Origin of the sequence: Acinetobacter sp. Gutcm_16 (assembly GCF_028649355.1) — a bacterium.
In the GTDB taxonomy this organism is placed as follows: domain Bacteria; phylum Pseudomonadota; class Gammaproteobacteria; order Pseudomonadales; family Moraxellaceae; genus Acinetobacter; species Acinetobacter johnsonii.
In genome coordinates this window covers 134,754-152,521 of the sequence record NZ_JAQSUV010000036.1, presented here as the reverse complement: position 1 = coordinate 152,521, position 17,768 = coordinate 134,754, and the positions used below count along the sequence as shown (strand labels likewise).

Sequence of the window (17,768 nt, the reverse complement as noted above, 5' to 3'; positions counted from 1 at the left end):
TGTGACTTAAAGTAATCGTAACCATAGGGTGAATGAATGATAGGACAGCAGCAGTTCTTACTACGGTTTTCGTATAAATGGGTGCTTGCATTCATTTTATCAGGACTGCTGTGTCTAAGTTCGTTAACATGGGCAGAGGTTGCTACAGCAACAGATGATGCTGCGGAAACAGTCGTTGCTGGAAAAATGATTCAAGGTCAGCATGCGGCGAGTTCCAATAATGTAAGTTCTACGAATGCTGATGTCGTGTCACAACCGCCCGTTGCCAATGATATGGCAGAAGGTGAATCGATACGGGCGTTGCCGACCTTAAATGAACCCGTGATCGATCAAGCACATATTTTAAGTACTGAAGATAAGCAAGCCATTGACCAAAAAATCCGTGCCTTGCATGACACAGGAAAAGCCCAAATAGGCGTAGTGATTGTACCCACCACAGGTCAAGAGGATATTTTTGGTTTTGCCATGCGTATTGCAGATCAATGGAAACTTGGTTCAGCAAAGCAGGACAACGGTTTGCTGATTGCAATTGCCGTTAATGACCGACGTATGCAGATTCTTACGGGTTATGGTTTGGAAGGAGTCATTCCTGACATTATTGCGAATCGCATTATTAACCAACAAATCACACCGTATTTTAAGCAAGCTCAGTATGCTCAAGGGATCAATGCGGGACTTGTTGAAATTGAACGGATTTTAAATCTTGATCCTGAAGTTGCAGCCCAAGCGGCGCAAGAACTACAAGAACGCCAAGACCAAGCTATTCGAGAGCAGGAAGCCAAAAGTAAAACGTTTAGTACTGCTTTATTTATCTTAATTGCTGGCGCAATTGGCTCATTTGTGGTGGGGAAGCGTTTAAGTGCCTCGACTGCAGCAGTTGCAGGCATCGTAGCTGGTTTGGTGAATGGAGCAGGCTTAATCACCAGCTTACTGATTGGTGGAGGGATTTTCTTTTTACTCATCACGACCTTAGCCCAAACGATATTTCAGCTCTTTCTCTCTTCTGGTGGTGGAGGTGGGCGCGGAGGTCGTGGAGGCGGCGGTTTTGGTGGCGGTGGATATAGTGGCGGGGGCGGCGGCTTCGGCGGTGGAGGAGCATCAGGGTCATGGTAACAATAACTGAAACGACGGAAATCGTCACTAAACCAAAGCTAGATGAAGTTGTACAGCCGAGTATTAAGCGTTGGCTAAAGCATTTACTGCATATGCCAGCGAGCAAACGTTTTTTTAATCAGCAAGATCAACATGCGATTGCGCAAGCGGTGACTGAAGCCGAACAAGGCCATGTTGGTGAAATTCAAGTGGTGATCGAAGGACATATGCCCGCACGAGAAGCCTATTATTTAGATACTCGTGGACGTGCAAAACAGCTTTTTGCTGAGCTTGGTGTGTGGGATACCGAATTGAATAGTGGTATTTTGCTTTACATAAACTTGTGTGAGCGAAAAGTTGAAATTGTGATTGATCGTGGGATACAGGATGCCACTACACAGCAAGTGTGGGATGAGGTTTGCCAATGCATTATTGAAAAAATGTCACAGCAGCAGTATCGGCAGGCTTTAGTCGATGGCGTAACCCAAATTGGGACTATTTTGGATCAATTCTATGCCAATCAAATAGAAGACAAAGCTGATGAATTGAGCAATTCGCCAATTATGTTGAACTAGAAAGAAGGAAACTGACAATATTTGTCAGTTTTTTACATAAAAACACAATGCTCAAAAATAAATTTTTAAATAATGAAATAAAGTGCTGTTTTTTATTTGAAAATAAATATAATAAAAGTTGGCATAATACATGCTAATTACAAAGTAGCTTAAAAAGCTTATAAAAAATTAACAAAACATTTGTGGAGAATGTTATGAACGCTCAAAAGGGTTTCACTCTCATTGAATTAATGATCGTTGTTGCAATTATCGGTATTCTTGCTGCGATTGCGATTCCTGCTTACCAAGATTATATTGCGAAATCACAAGCTACTTCAGGCTTAGCTGAAATTTCTCCAGCTAAGACACAGTACGAAGTACTTGTAAACGAAGGTAAGCCATCAAGTGACTTTACCGTTGCTAATGTTGGTCTGAAAGATAGTGATCGTTGTACTGTAGCTGTGACAGCCCCAACTAGTGGCGCTGCAACAAATGCCATCACTTGTACTCTGAAAGGTTCACCAAAAGTAGAAAATGCTGTTATTAATCTTGGACGTGCTGCAGATGGTACATGGGCTTGTACTTTAACGGGTACTACTTTAGATGCTAAATATAAGCCTGGTTCATGTTCATAATTTGAATCTATAAGAAGAGAGCTAAGGCTCTCTTTTTTTGAGTGTGATTTAATTGGTTTGAAAGTAAATGTATAGATTAAATACAAGATGCTGGTAAGAATTTATTTGGAATATCAATGCTTTCACAGGAAAAGTGACCATTGGTATTACGTGAGAAATAGATTTCAGCTAAATTACCTAGTCCATTTTTATTTTTGAGCTTACAACTAATAGCTTTATTTGCAATTCCTAAAGCATCTGGAGTTGTAATACTAATCATACAAAAATGTGTAGAGCTTTGTAAGCTAATATCTTCAGCAGTTGTAATGAGTGAATAGTTGTGATTTGCATTAATTTCGTAGGAGGCTATACCTTCTGAAATCTCATAAAAAGCTGAGTTAATGCGACTTTTAATCATATAGCTTTGATATAAATTAATTGATATCGCTGCAAGTATACTAATAATAGCAACAGTAATTATTAGTTCAATCAATGTAAATCCCATGTTTGTTTTCATTGAAATCCTCCTTCATTATATGAAACAGAGCAAAAACAATACCAAGTATATTTTAAGATAAATCAATATCTTGCACATTATGGATGGTATCTGACATAAAAAAAATGTCAGAAATTACCAGTAATTGCAAATTAATATGATCAAAATTGTTAGTTTCATTATTTATGTAAATTGGATATAGGTAATAGATGTATAGCCCGGCCTTGATCCCAAAAGTTAGGCGCACCGAAATCATCAATACTTATACATGTATAGCATAATATATCTTGCCCATGGATATACAATAGGGTAATTAATGATAAGTATGAAATAATGGCCCATAGATTTTTGTTATATTGAAAATAACTCGTTGGTTCTGAAATAGTATAAACTTTTAAAAAGCTCAGTAAAAAAGCTATAAATGTAAGGCTGATAATTTGGCTTACTGGGTATACGAAACTTCCAGAAAGTAAACTATTAAAGAAAATAGCAATTGCTCCTGCGATAAGGAAGATGGGGATATTTTTACGTTGCTTATAGACTGCTTGTATGATGGGAATTAAGCTTAATATGAGAATGAAGATTGCAATACCCCATTCTGATAGTGATTTTAGAAAAAAGTTGTGCGGGTGAGTTGGTAATAGAAATGGTGTATGTAACATAAAGTTATTTCCACCAACGCCAAGGATAGGGTGTTCAAACCAAAGATGTACAGCTTTTTCCCATAAATCGAACCTTCCACTACTGGTAATGCGGTTAATAGATGGACCTATCGTTTCAGAAAGTGAGAGGTGATAGAGGTTAAATATGACTAAAGCTAAAATACAAGAAATGATCGGAAGTTTTAAAAATTTACGTTGATGATTGGGTGTAAATATTAAACTGACACATAGACCAATAAAAATTGATAGTAAGCAGGCACGTGCACCATGAAATAAAAAGCTTAATAAGTAAATAGTTGAAACAATATATAAGCTACTTTTTAGTAGCTTGTTTTTTTTGAAGTCAAAATTAGAATAAATGGGCTGTAACCAGATGAGGAATAAACATGGAAGTAAAGCATCATCCAACATTCTGATATTTGTAAAGGATTGTGTCCAAACACCATCCCCACCTTGTAGTCGATTAACTAGTGCAATTGGTAAGAAAATAAGGCTCAACATTGGTAAGAATGCAATAGATGTAGCAATGTTTTTGGAAAATTTGGAGTAATTTTTTAATAAAAATGAATAAATTAAAGTAAAGTTGATGAGTAAAAAAATTAAACTTGCTTCTGCAAGCGCACGATCAAAGGCTGTGGAGAAGCTTATGGTTAATATTGCTAAGAACGATATTGAAATAATTGAAATAAAGGTTAATAAATGCGCTTTTCTTGATTCTATAAGGTATTGATTTTTAATTAAAAAATTAAATAAAGCAAAAGTAAATAAAATAAGTATTTCATAAATACGCCATGCATCATAGGGATAGCTGGTCCAATAAATACTTAAGCTAGAATAGGCAATGAAGCAAAAAAAGGGAATAAGAATAAGTAATATCTTGGAGAGATAATTTTGCATTGAAGTATAATTTTAAAAATTTTACATATTGTAAACAAAGTGAAGGGAAAGTAAATGTCGGATACGCTTCAACTATTTCGTGAAAAGTTTAATGCATTTTTAATACATCTATTCGTATCAGTTTTAATTCTATTTATCGTTTTTTTGCTTGTATATTTTGTGTTATACCCTTACCCGCTACTGACAGCTACAGGTGGTAAAGAGATTTTATTAATTATGGTCATGATTGATATTGTTCTAGGTCCTTTGCTTACTTTTATTGTATACAGAAAATATAAAAAGACACTCAAGTTTGACTTGGCTATCATTGGTTTGATTCAACTTATTGCATTGGTATATGGCTTATACAGCATGGTTTTGGCAAAACCATGCTGGATTGTTTTTAATCAAAATAAATTTGAGCTTATTCAATGTAGTCAGATTGTGGGAGATATTGGGAAATCAGACTATCAGTTAGCTCTGTTTGAGCGTCCTATTTTTATAGCTGTAATGTTGTCTCAGAATCCTAAGCTAAAGTCGGAACAAGTCTTTGATGAAGTTTTGAGTGGTATATCTCTAGCGCAGCGACCAGAAAATTATGTAGACTTATCTAAAGTCACAGAAAAAATACAAGAGCAGGCTCAAAGTGTAATGCTGTTACAACAGTATAATGATGTGCAACAAGTAGATCGTATTTTATCTAAGTATCCACAAGCAACTAGCTTTGTTCCTCTAAAAGCCAATGCTGTGGATATGACAGTTTTAATCAATAAAGACAAAGGTGAAGTAGTTAAGATCGTCGATCTTCGCCCCTGGAAATAAATTTAAAAAACCTGCGTATGCAGGTTTTTTATTCGCGAATAAAGTCTTAAATTTGACTCTGAATATAATTCTCTACACCGACAGTCTCAACCAAATCAAGCTGTGTAGTTGTCCAATCTAACCACTCTTCTTCTTTTTCTAAAATCTCTTGCACCAGATCACGAGTGACGTAGTCCAGTTGTTCTTCAGCAAGCTTAACAGCGGCTTGAATGGATTCAATGTTCTCTTTAACTTTACGGATATCACAGTTAAGAACTTCAACAGTATGTTGACCGATGTAGAGTTTACCTAAGTGTTGTAAGTTTGGTAGACCTTCTAAAAAAAGAATACGTTCAATGATTTTGTCAGCATGCTTCATTTGGCGAATCGATTCTTTATACTCGGCAGAACCGAGTTGCTCAATGCCCCAGTCATTAAACATACGAGAATGTAGGAAATTTTGGTTGATGGCAGTTAAATGATGATAAAGCACCTGATTTAACTGATTAATTACATCACGATTGCCTTTCATGAGAAAGCTCCATTCAAACTGCGGCTTAAAAATAATATCAATAACTTATGAGAAATATCTTAAACAACAAAGTGGTTTTTGGCGAGTAATTTATAGAACAGCAAATGAAAATCGCAATCAAAAGCATGCGGGATGCAAATTTTATTTTGAGACATTTAAGAAAAGGAAACCCGCTTAGAGTCATAAGCGGGGGAGGAGCTACTCATAAAGAGTAAGTTTATAATTATGGTTATTCTAAAAAACGAATCAAATATCTAGGCAGCAATGGCTAAGCGTGAGGCAATCGCAGAGACTTCAGCACTGATGATTGAGCGTGCTTCTGGTGCACAGCGACCACAGCATGTGCCGAGGTCGAGCATCTCGCGAACTTCACGATAACTACCCGCACCATTTTCAACAGCGTCTTTAATATCTTGATCTGTAATACCACGGCATAAGCACACGTACATTTCAGCAAGCCACATGAAAGAAATAAGATAAGTGATATTATTGATAATTGTTATCGTTTGTCAATAAAAATCATTTGAAATCTTGGTTGTCTTTATTGGAGTTTTGGATGAAAAAAAGCCACTCAATCGGTGGCTTTTTCTTAAAAAATATAACTTATTGATTAATAATTACAATACCATCCATCTCAACTAATGCATTTTTGGGTAGGCTTGCCACACCGAGCGCTGCGCGTGCAGGATAAGGTTGTGCGAAATATTCACCCATAATTTGGTTGACCAACTGGAAGTTTGAAAGATCGGTTAAGAAAATATTCAACTTCGCGATATCTGCCAGCGTTCCACCAGCAGCTTCGCAGACAGCTTTTAAGTTATCAAATACACGGCGAATTTGTGCTTCAATGCCTTCAACCAACTCCATACTGTATGGGTCTAAACCGATCTGACCAGAAAGGTAAAGTGTATTGCCAACTAAGATTGCTTGCGAATAAGTGCCGATCGCAGCAGGGGCATTTTCAGTATGAATTACTTGGCGGGACATCGTGTTCTCCTATTATATTCACCATCAATCATAGCCTAGATTGGCATTAAAATGTGCGGATTTAAACAATTAACTCGCAATCGATGTTTCCGCAATGCTCACTGGTTGAGCCAGTCGACTGATACGCGGAAAGCCAAAATGCATGCGTAGATCGCGAATTATTTTTGCAATTTGCTTGCGGTTGTGTACCACAACATTGACATAAGTCTTGTCATCTTGATTACGTACCATTTCGACCCCAATTTTTTCTTTACGACATTGATAAATTAGGTCGGAAATTTGTTCGTCATCCATGGCCATGTTAATCAATAAATATGCAGTGAAACTAATTTCTTCTTCATTCTCATTGGTCCACTGCAACGGCATGATGTTTTCAGGGTGTAGATGTTGTTCATGCAGGAGATTATGACAACGCGCACGATGCACAATAAGACCGCGGCGTGATAAATGTCCTTGAATTGGATCACCCAACACAGGGTTACAGCAATGTGCGTATTTGACATCGACACCTTCAGTACCTTGAATGAGTCGGTCAGATTCTTGTGCACTTTGGTCATGCGCAAACAAATGATTCGCAACCAATTGCGGCAGTAAATCACCCACGGCAATTTGCTCAAAGAGTTGGTCTTTACTTTCGATATGTCGCCATTGTAAAAGCTCTAACCAGTCTGATTCGGTTAAATCTTTAATGGATACATTGAATAGTTTTAAAGCGCGATTTAAAGCTTGTTGTCCAACAAGGCGTTGTTCTTCGATGTCTTGCTCACGCAGTATATTTTGTAGGGCACGGCGGGCTTTTTGCGTATTGACGAAGCTGAGCCAATCCGGGTTTGGGGTGGCCAAGACATCGGTTATAATTTCAATAACCTGACCACTGTGCAATGGCGTAGAAAGTGGTTTAGTTTCCCCATTGATTTTCGCACCTACCGCATGGTTACCTAAAAATAAGCTAGCAGAGTAGGCAAAATCGACGACTGTTGCACCTTGTGGTAACTCGTGTAGATGACCTTGTGGTGTATACACCCAAATTTTCTCTTGGTGTAAATAATCGAGCAGTTCGCTAAAAGTGGTTTTGGCACAGGCACCATCAATCAAGACATTTAAGTTCTGCATCGAGGCTTGAATCGCAGAGCGGCAAGCTTGCGGAGCACTGTCGCCTAGTACTACACCAAAACGCGCCGCTTTGCGCATCAGTTCGGTTTGAATGGTGACTGATAAGGTTGTATTTTCACCTTTTAAACGTAGTAGTAGCGATTGGTTACCACCTGGGAGTGGTTTACGAATATGGTCTGCAAAGTGTAAAACTTGAAAACTCTCTCGCAACACATCGGCTAAGCGGTCACAGTCAGCAATACTATTTAGAATAATTTCAAAGGCATGACTATGCGTGAGTTCATGCAGATCAATGTCATTTTTTACAAAGTGACGTAACAGTTCGATATTATTATTTTTCTTTTTAATTCGACCTGAAATTTGATGGGTTTTTAATAGCTCAGTAAGATTATTTTCCCATTTGCTTTGATATTCACAGCGTTTGGGTTTGGTTTGCAGGAGGGCTTCTTGGACATTGTTATACATGTCGAGATCAAGGTTTTGATAACACAGATGTTCGAGGTTATCGCCCATCTCATTCATACCAACAATACGTGCCATTGGGACAAAAATATCAAAGGTTTCTTGGGCAATACGCGCACGCTTATCGGGGCGTAGTGCATCCAAGGTAGTCATATTGTGATAACGATCAGCCAGTTTAATAATAATGACACGTGGGTCTTGTAGTGTGGCTTGCAGAATTTTTCGGAAAGAAGCGGCTTTGTTATATTCTTTATCGCTGGATTGACTAAGTTTGGTGACGCCATCGACCAGTTCGGAAACGGTTTTTCCAAATTTTTCTGCAATATCTTCTTTGCTAAAGTCTGTGTCTTCAATCACATCATGTAAAAGTGCCGCCATCAAAGTTTCGGCATCTAAACGCATATGCGCTAAAATACAGCTTACCGCAATCGGGTGCAAAATATAGGGTTCGCCACTTTTGCGAGTAATACCGTCATGGGCAATATCCGCATAATCACAGGCCGCAAGCACTCGCTCGACGTCGCTTTCAGTTAAGTAAGCATCGATAATAGTTTTGAGCTGTTGTTTAGCTTGGCTGACCATTGGGCCTGGCATAAAACACCTTTAAGACGTAGCAATTACAAGAAAATTTTACTGATCCTCTAATGAAAAACATATTGCATGAGTTGTCAAATTTTTCATTGAGAGAAAAGCAAAAAAGATACACCTAAACCACGATGAATCCTAACTTCTAGTTATAACGTGTATTGCACAAATATAAAAGTTATCCAATAAAAAAGCCTAGTTAAAAACTAGGCTTTTAAGCGATAAATTTTTCTTATTGGAAAGAAAAACCATCTAAATTCAAATTGTTTGCAGAAAGTGCAAGATCAAGACTCGAAGTTTGGTAGTCTTGCTCACGTTGTTTCAAAATATCTTTAGAAACATGACCGATTGCGATTTCACGTAATGCAACAACAGTAGGTTTGTCATTGTCCCACTCAACAGTAGGTTCAATGCCTTGACGTGCCAATTGACGCGCGCGTTTGCTTGCCACTAGTACAAGCTCAAAGCGGTTGTCTACATGGTCTAAACAATCTTCAACGGTTACGCGTGCCATAAGAGTTCTCGTTACAAAGGCTAAAATTAAACAGACTGTACAGTATAAGGTGCTTTGTCTGTAGACTCAAGTTTTAATCACTTTTCAACAGGGGTGATCAGCTCAGAAATCATTTTCTGATGACGGCTCGCTTGCTGAGTAATGACTAAACGATTGGCAATAATCACAGACTCAAGATCGTGCAATGCCTTATTAAAATCATCATTAATAATTACATAGTCGAAGTTAACATATTGTTGCATGTCTTCAACTGCACAGCCTAAACGACGCTCAATCACTTCAACCGAGTCTGTGCCACGGTTAGACAGACGTTGACGCAGATCAAACTGGCTTGGTGGTAAAATGAAAATTTGTTTAGAGTCAGGAAAAAGTTTACGCACTTGCTGTGCGCCTTGCCAATCAATTTCTAGTAGGACATCATGACCTTTCGCCAGTTGTTCTTTTACTGTAGCTTGAGCTGTACCGTAGTAATTACCAAAGACTTCGGCGTATTCAATAAAACCACCTTGTTCAACCAAGGCTAAAAATGAGTCTTTTTCGGTAAAATGGTAATGTACACCATCAAGTTCGCCGGGACGTTGCCCACGTGTAGTATGAGAAACAGAAACGTGAAGATTCGTTACACGGTCAAGGAGGGCTTTTACGAGGGATGTTTTGCCTGTTCCTGAAGCTGCAGAAACGACAAACAAGAGACCCGACATGATATTTTTCCTGATATGATAAAATATCTTCTCTATTTTAGAGTAGACAAGGTTTAAACGAAATAGCAAGGCGTCACTTTGTTTGCATTTATTTTATTAGTTTCCGCTGATTGAAAAGTGGTATCGAGGAACATATGGAAATTGTATTGGCCAATCCACGTGGTTTTTGTGCAGGTGTTGACCGTGCGATTGCCATCGTAAATCGTGCGCTTGAGTGTTTTAATCCGCCCATTTATGTACGACATGAAGTGGTGCACAATAAATTTGTCGTGGACGATTTACGTCAACGAGGTGCAATTTTTGTCGATGAATTGGATGAAGTACCCGATGACAATATTGTAATTTTTAGTGCGCATGGGGTCTCTAAAGCGGTACAAATCGAAGCTGAGCATCGCGGTTTAAAAGTTTTTGATGCAACCTGTCCATTGGTGACCAAGGTTCATATTGAAGTTACTAAATATGCCCGTGAGGGGGTTGAGGCCATCTTAATTGGTCATGAAGGCCACCCTGAAGTTGAAGGTACAATGGGGCAATATGACCTGAAAAATGGTGGTGCGATTTATTTGGTTGAAGATGAACAAGACGTGGCTGAGCTTCAAGTGCATCATCCTGAGCGCGTGGCTTTTGTTACTCAAACCACTTTATCAATTGATGATACCGCAAAAGTGATTGATGCTTTACGGGCGAAATTTCCTGAGATTCAAGGGCCGCGTAAAGATGACATTTGTTATGCGACTCAAAACCGTCAAGATGCGGTGCGTGATTTAGCAACCCAATGTGATGTGGTTTTGGTAGTCGGTTCACCAAACTCATCGAATTCGAATCGTTTACGAGAATTGGCCGAGCGAATGGGTAAAGCCGCTTATTTGGTCGATAATGCAGATGAACTTCAGCAGGCATGGTTTGAAAATATCGCCAAGGTTGGCGTCACAGCGGGTGCATCTGCACCTGAAATTTTAATTAAGCAAGTGATTCAACGATTACAAGACTGGGGTGCAACCCCACCAAAAGAGCTTGCTGGAACGGAAGAAAATATTACCTTTAGTTTGCCAAAAGAGTTACGTATTGCGGTAACTCAAGCCTAAAAGGTGGATTGGTTAACATTCTAATTTTATTGAAAAATTGACAGATGATTGTAAATTGGCAATCATCTGTTTTTTTATGCCTTTTATCCTGTATTGTGCTGATTGTGTAAAGAATTAGAATATGATTTTAAATAGGGTAAAGTTTTGTTGCCTTGGGGAGGGAGTATGCAAAATAAACATAAAGGGTTCACCTTAATTGAGCTGATGGTGACGATTGCTGTTATGGCAATTATCGCGATGATGGCCGCTCCTTCTTTCGGGGATATGTTACAGCGCCAAAATTTAAATAAAAGTACAAAAGAATTGGTTGCTACTTTAAATCAGGCAAGGGCAAAAGCTGCTTTAGAGCGTAGAGAAATTACAGTTGAATTATTGTCTGCGGATGAAAATACTGACGATACGTTGAATTGGATGCCAGTCGGTAAGTCCAGTTTAAAGACTGGTCGTGCGACAGAAATAGTTTTTATGCCGACAGGCCTAGTGAAAGATCCAGCAGCAAATCAAATCATTGCCACAGATACGAGTTTTGAAATTTGTGATGCATCTTCTGATCCTAAATATTCCAGAATGGTCACGATATCTAAAATGGGGGCGATCCAGCAGATCGTTGAAGGGGATTGTTCATGATAACTATAAAAAAGCAAGCAGGTGTTGGGTTAATAGAAGTATTGGTTGCCTTGCTTATTCTTGCAGTTGGTGTGCTTGGTTTTGTAGCGTTGCAATATCGAGCAATTGAGGCATCTAGTGAGGGGGCTAACCGTGTACAAGCAATTAATTTGGCACGTGATTTAGCTGAGAAAATTCGTGTTAATCGTGACCAGTTGGGTGTGTATGCTACGGCTATTGCGGGAAATGCGACCAATATCACCAATCCGAATTGTTACACAGCATTTTGTACGCCAACACAAATGGCACGTTTTGATGCTGCACTTACAAATTTATCTGCTCAACGAGTGGGGATGACAGTCAATATGTTTGCTTGTCCAGAGGTGAGTAATGGGCGGAGATGCATTTATGTTGCATGGGGGGACACTGCGGCAACGAATGCGGATGGTTTAAATAACTGTACCACAGCGGGTGCTTACCGTGATGAATCGACTTGTGTAGTCATGGAGGCCTACTAATGAAAATACAAAAAGGCTTTACACTTATTGAACTCATGATTGCTCTAGCTCTTGGGCTCATTGTAGTTGCAGCAGCAGCAATGTTATTTTTGACAGGGGTGAAAAGTAGTCAAGTACAACAAGGAATGGCGGATTTACAAGACAATGCAAATTTTGGGCTTAACTATATAACTCAGGATCTTAGATTAGCCAATCTAGATACTGTTGAAGCTGCGATGAATGATGTTTTACTTCATGGGGGGGTTGTTTTGAGTCAATCCAATCTGCCTACAGGAATTCAAGCTGGTGTGGATGATGTTTTATTAAGCCAAAGTAATGGTGATGCAGTTGGTAGTGATAATGAGTGGACTGGTGCATCGAATGTAACTCAAAACAGTGATCAACTTGTAATTCAGTATAAACCTGCACAAACAGGTGGCTTTGATTGCGAAGGGCGTGAGATCACGACTGTAGATCGTATTGTTATTCAACGTTATTTTTTGCGAATAGATGCAAATGCTGGGGCTGGTGAGGGGAACCCTTTAGCTTTAGCATGTGATGCTGGTAACTATAGTGACACCAATCTTGCTCGTTATGGTGATGCTGGTGAAATCATTATGAAACGCGTTGATCATTTTCGTGTATTGCTTAATGTGAGTAATGCTGCTGGTAACCGTCGATATATCGGTATTCACGAATATATGGCATTGACAGGGACTAAACCGCGTATTTTAGGAGTGAGTTTAGGTGTGCTCGCACGCTCAGGCCAGTCAACAGGCCAAGAAGCGTCGACAGCACAAAACAATGCTTTTGTGGTGTTAGACCAAGATGTGGCAGTTGGAGAGAATGGTAACCCTCAAGGATTTATCCGTCAGGTTGTGACTCAAGAGGTTGCAATACGTAACGCGTTGGGAGAGAGAGAGTGATGATTAGACAACAACATGGCTCGACACTCATCGTCGTATTAATCCTTTTATTGGCGATCACTATTATTGGTACATTGGCTATTCGTCAAAGTATGGTGTCATTAAATATTGCGACCAATAGCCAAGCTCAACAACTCATGATCCAAAACTCTGATGCTGCAACGTTTAACGTTGAAGACACAAATAATTTATTACGCAGTTTAGCAGCTGATGGCATGTTTGGGTTTATTAGGGGCCCTGAAAACAAAGGTAAAGAGTTAGTGTTTTGTTATAGAGGCAGCCGAGCTCAATTCTTTACTTTGTCGCAAGCGAGCATGGTCTATGTGAATGACAGTGGAAATATCGTGAATACGGATCAAGGAGTAAGTGGCTTCTGTCGAACAGGAGCGAATAATGCAAACTTTTTTACCAGCGAACGTAGAGCAGTCATGACTCAAGTATCTGTGAGTTTTACAAATTCGGTATCATCTACCCCATTCCAAGACTCAGTTCGTGGTACGGATGAAGAACTATCTAAAATTCAAAAAACAGATCGCGTGATTGTGAATACGACTTCACTGATGCCTGCACTTACTTCAGCAGATACAGATGATATTGATGACTGTTTAGATAGCCATATTAGTAATAGTTCGACGAATGGTGTAGCAAATTGTCTATCGGATTTAAATGTACCTTTTACAACACATGTCACTGAATATACGTTAGGTCAGGCATTTCTTTAAGGGTGAATGAAATGAAAATTAAAAAGAAAGAACAACTTATAGCTCATCCTTTAAAGAAAGCATTGGCTGTGAGCCTATCAGCTCTTATGACAGGATTTGTGTTTAGTGCAACTGCTTCATATGCGAGTGATATTGAGATTTATCAACAAGCACGCTCGGGAAATATCTCTTTAATGTTTGTATTGGATATTTCAGGAAGTATGAGATATTTCGATGCAAATAATCAAGAGTTGACAAGTTGTAGTGGTGGTGCGAGTGAAACAACATTTACAGACAGCACTAATGGTATTTCTTATAATCGACGTTACTGTCAAATTAGCAGTCGTGAATACTATTACATGCGTTCTGGTGGGAGGAATAACCGTAAATGGTATCGTTGTGGAGGAGCTGCATCAGGGAGTACATCCGTAAATAAAACGGATTGTACTTATGCGCTAACTAGTGAACCAAGTCTGTCTGGACTTGATGATGATGGCGGTGGCAACCCGCAATATTATTATAGAAATGGAGCAGCCTCTACTTATTATGATCGTATCACTTTAGTTAAAGATGCGATGTACCAACTTTTATATGGTGCTAATGCCATTGGTAAAGATAAATTTTTTGGACTGACCACCTATTCTATTAATGGTGATGGTACTCGTGGACAAGTTCGTATTCCTGTTCAAAGGCTAGGTTTAGATACTGAAACTACCTTAGCCTCTGAAACACATCGTAAAACTTTAATGACTGAAGTGGCTAATTTGGAAGCTAGTGGAGGAACACCAACAGCAAATGCTTATGCAGAAGCGGCTGCTTATATGTTGGGAACCTCTACTTCAGGAGGTGTGTACAAATACGCATATTATGATCGTACTTGGTATGGATGTACCACTTCTAGTACAACGAACAACTGCCAAAGTGATGGCTATTCTTATAATACTCCAGGTGGATATTTCGGCGCGCATAGTTGTACATTGAGATATAGCAACAGAAATTATAGCGCTACATGTTACTACGCTGCTAATAATTCAGCATCTGGTCAATATGCGGCAGGTAGCGGAGTTTTAGTTACAGATCACTCAAAGTATCAAATGCCGACCTCCTTGTCTGCACAGTTAGAGCCGGATGCAGATACCAAACAGTGTAGTGGTCAAGGTATTTATGTACTAACCGATGGTGTTCCAAATGGGAATAATTCGGCACAGAGTTTAATGCAAACTGCGTTAGCTGGCAGTAGTGCTTTTACCTGTTCTGATTCAAGTGGTGGATGGAATTGTGTAGAGAATTTTAATACTCGTCTTTTAAATCAAACAACGAATGCTAGTCCACGTGATTTAAAACTCAAAACAGCTGTTGTTGGATTTGGCTCAGCTTATAACTCAATCCCTTCGTATAATAAAAACTTATCTGAAGAAGAAAATATCGCCTTACTAGGCACAGTGAATGATGGTGATGACGAAAAACGTGCAGCACGTTGGGGTATTCGTGGTCAAGGTGGTTGGTATGCGGGTACAAGTTCTCAGGACGTTATTGATAGCGTAAATGACTTTATTAATAACTTGTCAACAGAAATTCCAGCTGTAACAACTGGAACATCAACGATCCCAAATGATCAATTAAATCCTGCTGCATTGCAAAATTATGCGTATTATCCACAGTTCCAACCAACCCCTGATAAGAGCTATCAATTATGGGCGGGTAACTTGAAAAAGTATAAAGTTACTAGTACAGGTACGTTGGTCGATAAAAACGATGATATTTTTGTCAATAGTCAAGGTAAAATTGGTGATAACTACGATTTATGGTCTGCCGATGCAGTTACGGGTGTAAATCAGGATGATGAATCCATTCTTGGTAGCAGTAAAAATAGATTGGTTGGTGGTGTCAAATCACGGTTAAAACTACGTTCAAATACGAATGGTGCAATACAGCGCAAAATATTAACCGACAGACCTGCAACAGCAACAAATAATGAATATTTGGACGCAACTACATTAAGAGCGTTGGATTTAACTTTGGTCAATAGTACTGACCCAGCTAGAGGATATTTATTATCATTGCTTGGTTATCGTGTAAATGCCAAACAACCTCAAACCATTACAAATACGTCGATTGCTCAAGCGGAGGAGTTGCGTCAGGTAGGTGCTGTAATGCATTCTTCGCCATTGCTTCTTACAAACCAAGGGAAAGTGACATATGAAAATGGTGTTCTCGGTTCTGAAGAGCGAGATGACTATATTTTATTTGGAACCACGCAAGGTGTTTTGCATATAGTTGATGCAGATACTGGAGAAGAAAAATTCGCATTTTTACCGAATAGTATGGTGGAAAACCAAAAGGACGCATTGTTAAACTTTGATACCACTATTGGTGGAATGGATAAGTTGTATTATGGGGTTGATGGGCCTTGGACTTCTTATACTGAATATGTGAATGCGGCAGATGATATGTTAACTGTTGGGGCTGGTTTAAATAGTCGATCAGGTAAACAGATTGTTTATGGCGGTTTACGTATGGGGGGACGTAATTATTATGCGCTAGACTTAGCTGATATCAATAATCCAACACTTAAATTTACTATAACCCCGCCTGCATTAAGTCAGTGTTCGAGTGCGAATCCACTTGCGTGTATGGGGCAAAGTTGGTCTAAGCCTACATTGACTTGGATTAATTGGAAAGGAACCAAAAAACTCGTCATGCTAGTAGGTGGAGGTTATGATGCTGAAGGGTTACCAACATCCATTAGTAGTATGCCTGAGACTACAGCGGCAGAGCGTGCAGCGAAACAAGCAAAAATCAAATATTACCGTGGTTATGAATATAATGACTATGCTCAAACCAATAAGATTGGTTCTGGTGTGTATATGTTTGATGCGCTTGATGGTAGTTTGTTGTGGTGGGCGAGTGCGAATGCAACAGTGCATACATCACCAACAACAGCAAACCCTGGCCCGACTTATGCTCCAACAAATGGTACAGCCAGTTCTTATGATGTAGACATGAAATATAGTGTGGTGAGTCAGATTAAGGCTGTAGATAGAGACTCTGATGGATTAACTGATCACTTATACTTTGGTGACTTAGGTGGTCAAGTTTGGCGTATCGATTTAAATAATAAAGCTGGTACCAACACAGCATTATTTGCCAAACAGCCTACAAGAGTTCTTAATTTAAACAATGGTACATACAGTCCACGTTTCTATGAGATGCCTAGTTTCTCAACATATTCAGAAGGAGGAACAATTTTTGGTGTTGTATCGATTGGTAGTGGAAACCGAAGTCAACCTCTCGCTGAATATAGTACAAGTACCAATTATAAACACGATGGTGTTTTTAACTTATATGATAAAGACGTAGCAAGAAGTGATTTATTTAACTTAACGAGTGCAAATGCCTATAGTGTTACAGCAACAGGGACAGCTCCTAATAAATTAAATACATTAGGTGTAACGTTGTTGAATGAGAGTAGTAGTGTTGGAACCACTCCTATTAATCAACTCGTTGCACTTGATAATACCAATAGATTTGCTATTACCACTTATAGAGCGCCTTATGCCTTAACTCAGGGTTGGTACTACTTATTTAAGTCCACTTTAGTACAGAGTGAGAAGGTGATGTCTACACCATTGGTTATCAATAATGACATGTTTGTAACCACTTTTGATGGAAGTCGAAATGGAATGTCTGGAGATTGTGGAGCTGGTGTAAAGGGTGAAAGCTTCATGACTTTATTCTGTATGCCGTATGGGCAATGTAATGGTGGGACATCTACTTCTTATAGGCTAAGTATGGGGGCAGGTATCGTCGGTGGTGCTGTTGGTGCAGGTGATGGTAGTGGGATGCAGCGACTTATTGTTGCAAACGTAGATACATCAGGGGTTACGGGCAATGCTATTTTAGATAAACGTTACAATACTGGGAATAAACTGATTCCTCAGCGTTGGTACGATCGACGTTAATT

18 protein-coding genes are annotated in these 17,768 nt (G+C 39.1%); 10 read left to right on the top strand and 8 right to left on the bottom strand.

What is annotated here, in order from left to right; genetic code table 11:
- Positions 1–36: 36 nt before the first annotated feature.
- From PTT44_RS14355 to PTT44_RS14345, 3 genes are all read left to right on the top strand, one after another.
- Positions 37–1,113, top strand: coding sequence for a TPM domain-containing protein (locus tag PTT44_RS14355; protein WP_168158660.1), 1,077 nt, complete (start codon positions 37–39; stop codon positions 1,111–1,113).
- The gene (locus PTT44_RS14350) at positions 1,107–1,667 is read left to right on the top strand and encodes a TPM domain-containing protein (protein WP_168158659.1); all 561 of its coding nucleotides are present in this window, start codon (positions 1,107–1,109) and stop codon (positions 1,665–1,667) included. The genes PTT44_RS14355 and PTT44_RS14350 overlap by 7 nt, the downstream gene beginning before the upstream one ends.
- Positions 1,668–1,861: 194 nt before the next feature.
- The gene (locus tag PTT44_RS14345) at positions 1,862–2,281 is read left to right on the top strand and encodes a pilin (protein ID WP_168158658.1); all 420 of its coding nucleotides are present in this window, start codon (positions 1,862–1,864) and stop codon (positions 2,279–2,281) included.
- 76 nt (positions 2,282–2,357) lie between these two features.
- Here the strand turns inward: PTT44_RS14345 and PTT44_RS14340 are convergent, their stop codons facing one another.
- Together PTT44_RS14340 and PTT44_RS14335 are read right to left on the bottom strand one after the other, a co-directional pair.
- On the bottom strand, positions 2,358–2,777 hold the full coding sequence (locus PTT44_RS14340; RefSeq protein ID WP_234951056.1) for a pilin: 420 nt from the start codon (positions 2,775–2,777) through the stop codon (positions 2,358–2,360).
- 158 nt (positions 2,778–2,935) lie between these two features.
- Positions 2,936–4,315 carry an O-antigen ligase family protein gene (locus tag PTT44_RS14335; protein ID WP_273795677.1) on the bottom strand — a complete coding sequence of 460 codons (1,380 nt, stop codon included), beginning with the start codon at positions 4,313–4,315 and terminating at the stop codon, positions 2,936–2,938.
- Between the two features lie 54 nt (positions 4,316–4,369).
- Between PTT44_RS14335 and tfpZ the strand changes: the two genes are divergently transcribed.
- Positions 4,370–5,116, top strand: coding sequence for a TfpX/TfpZ family type IV pilin accessory protein (tfpZ, locus tag PTT44_RS14330; RefSeq protein ID WP_168158656.1), 747 nt, complete (start codon positions 4,370–4,372; stop codon positions 5,114–5,116).
- Positions 5,117–5,162: 46 nt separating this feature from the next.
- Here the strand turns inward: tfpZ and bfr are convergent, their stop codons facing one another.
- The 6 genes from bfr to gmk form a co-directional block, all read right to left on the bottom strand.
- Entirely contained in the window at positions 5,163–5,627 is a 465-nt protein-coding gene (gene bfr / locus PTT44_RS14325) for a heteropolymeric bacterioferritin subunit Bfr (RefSeq protein ID WP_058870405.1), read from the bottom strand.
- A 254-nt stretch (positions 5,628–5,881) separates the two neighbouring features.
- Entirely contained in the window at positions 5,882–6,076 is a 195-nt protein-coding gene (locus PTT44_RS14320) for a bacterioferritin-associated ferredoxin (RefSeq protein ID WP_010327639.1), read from the bottom strand.
- Positions 6,077–6,230: 154 nt separating this feature from the next.
- Entirely contained in the window at positions 6,231–6,614 is a 384-nt protein-coding gene (locus PTT44_RS14315) for a RidA family protein (RefSeq protein WP_004691470.1), read from the bottom strand.
- A 69-nt stretch (positions 6,615–6,683) separates the two neighbouring features.
- A complete protein-coding gene (locus tag PTT44_RS14310) occupies positions 6,684–8,783 on the bottom strand; it encodes a RelA/SpoT family protein (protein WP_004978051.1) in 2,100 nt (699 codons plus the stop codon).
- A 223-nt stretch (positions 8,784–9,006) separates the two neighbouring features.
- Positions 9,007–9,288, bottom strand: coding sequence for a DNA-directed RNA polymerase subunit omega (rpoZ, locus tag PTT44_RS14305; protein ID WP_004978050.1), 282 nt, complete (start codon positions 9,286–9,288; stop codon positions 9,007–9,009).
- A 77-nt stretch (positions 9,289–9,365) separates the two neighbouring features.
- On the bottom strand, positions 9,366–9,989 hold the full coding sequence (gmk, locus tag PTT44_RS14300; protein WP_005401338.1) for a guanylate kinase: 624 nt from the start codon (positions 9,987–9,989) through the stop codon (positions 9,366–9,368).
- Positions 9,990–10,123: 134 nt separating this feature from the next.
- Here gmk and ispH point away from each other — a divergent pair, with 134 nt between their 5' ends.
- From ispH to PTT44_RS14270, 6 genes are all read left to right on the top strand, one after another.
- Positions 10,124–11,074, top strand: coding sequence for a 4-hydroxy-3-methylbut-2-enyl diphosphate reductase (ispH, locus tag PTT44_RS14295; RefSeq protein WP_168158655.1), 951 nt, complete (start codon positions 10,124–10,126; stop codon positions 11,072–11,074).
- 165 nt (positions 11,075–11,239) lie between these two features.
- Complete coding sequence (locus PTT44_RS14290) at positions 11,240–11,701, top strand: GspH/FimT family pseudopilin (protein WP_058870400.1); 462 nt, start codon at positions 11,240–11,242, stop codon at positions 11,699–11,701.
- Positions 11,698–12,198: a type IV pilus modification protein PilV gene (gene pilV, locus PTT44_RS14285; protein WP_078425501.1), complete on the top strand. Its 501-nt coding sequence runs from the start codon at positions 11,698–11,700 to the stop codon at positions 12,196–12,198. Before PTT44_RS14290 ends, pilV begins: the two co-directional genes overlap by 4 nt.
- Positions 12,198–13,103 (top strand): prepilin-type N-terminal cleavage/methylation domain-containing protein, encoded by a 906-nt coding sequence (locus tag PTT44_RS14280; RefSeq protein ID WP_168158654.1) that lies wholly within the window; start codon positions 12,198–12,200, stop codon positions 13,101–13,103. Before pilV ends, PTT44_RS14280 begins: the two co-directional genes overlap by 1 nt.
- Positions 13,103–13,825: a pilus assembly protein PilX gene (locus tag PTT44_RS14275; protein WP_171262495.1), complete on the top strand. Its 723-nt coding sequence runs from the start codon at positions 13,103–13,105 to the stop codon at positions 13,823–13,825. The genes PTT44_RS14280 and PTT44_RS14275 overlap by 1 nt, the downstream gene beginning before the upstream one ends.
- Positions 13,826–13,836: 11 nt before the next feature.
- The gene (locus PTT44_RS14270; protein ID WP_168158653.1) at positions 13,837–17,766 is read left to right on the top strand and encodes a pilus assembly protein PilY; all 3,930 of its coding nucleotides are present in this window, start codon (positions 13,837–13,839) and stop codon (positions 17,764–17,766) included.
- Positions 17,767–17,768: the final 2 nt, after the last annotated feature.

Bases quoted from the DNA above. Each gene is read 5' to 3' on its own strand.
- PTT44_RS14355 (WP_168158660.1), top strand. From the start codon at position 37: ATGATAGGACAGCAGCAGTTCTTACTACGGTTTTCGTATAAATGGGTG.
- PTT44_RS14350 (WP_168158659.1), top strand. From the start codon at position 1,107: ATGGTAACAATAACTGAAACGACGGAAATCGTCACTAAACCAAAGCTA.
- PTT44_RS14345 (WP_168158658.1), top strand. From the start codon at position 1,862: ATGAACGCTCAAAAGGGTTTCACTCTCATTGAATTAATGATCGTTGTT.
- PTT44_RS14340 (WP_234951056.1), bottom strand. From the start codon at position 2,777: ATGAAAACAAACATGGGATTTACATTGATTGAACTAATAATTACTGTT.
- PTT44_RS14335 (WP_273795677.1), bottom strand. From the start codon at position 4,315: ATGCAAAATTATCTCTCCAAGATATTACTTATTCTTATTCCCTTTTTT.
- tfpZ (WP_168158656.1), top strand. From the start codon at position 4,370: ATGTCGGATACGCTTCAACTATTTCGTGAAAAGTTTAATGCATTTTTA.
- bfr (WP_058870405.1), bottom strand. From the start codon at position 5,627: ATGAAAGGCAATCGTGATGTAATTAATCAGTTAAATCAGGTGCTTTAT.
- PTT44_RS14320 (WP_010327639.1), bottom strand. From the start codon at position 6,076: ATGTACGTGTGCTTATGCCGTGGTATTACAGATCAAGATATTAAAGAC.
- PTT44_RS14315 (WP_004691470.1), bottom strand. From the start codon at position 6,614: ATGTCCCGCCAAGTAATTCATACTGAAAATGCCCCTGCTGCGATCGGC.
- PTT44_RS14310 (WP_004978051.1), bottom strand. From the start codon at position 8,783: ATGCCAGGCCCAATGGTCAGCCAAGCTAAACAACAGCTCAAAACTATT.
- rpoZ (WP_004978050.1), bottom strand. From the start codon at position 9,288: ATGGCACGCGTAACCGTTGAAGATTGTTTAGACCATGTAGACAACCGC.
- gmk (WP_005401338.1), bottom strand. From the start codon at position 9,989: ATGTCGGGTCTCTTGTTTGTCGTTTCTGCAGCTTCAGGAACAGGCAAA.
- ispH (WP_168158655.1), top strand. From the start codon at position 10,124: ATGGAAATTGTATTGGCCAATCCACGTGGTTTTTGTGCAGGTGTTGAC.
- PTT44_RS14290 (WP_058870400.1), top strand. From the start codon at position 11,240: ATGCAAAATAAACATAAAGGGTTCACCTTAATTGAGCTGATGGTGACG.
- pilV (WP_078425501.1), top strand. From the start codon at position 11,698: ATGATAACTATAAAAAAGCAAGCAGGTGTTGGGTTAATAGAAGTATTG.
- PTT44_RS14280 (WP_168158654.1), top strand. From the start codon at position 12,198: ATGAAAATACAAAAAGGCTTTACACTTATTGAACTCATGATTGCTCTA.
- PTT44_RS14275 (WP_171262495.1), top strand. From the start codon at position 13,103: ATGATTAGACAACAACATGGCTCGACACTCATCGTCGTATTAATCCTT.
- PTT44_RS14270 (WP_168158653.1), top strand. From the start codon at position 13,837: ATGAAAATTAAAAAGAAAGAACAACTTATAGCTCATCCTTTAAAGAAA.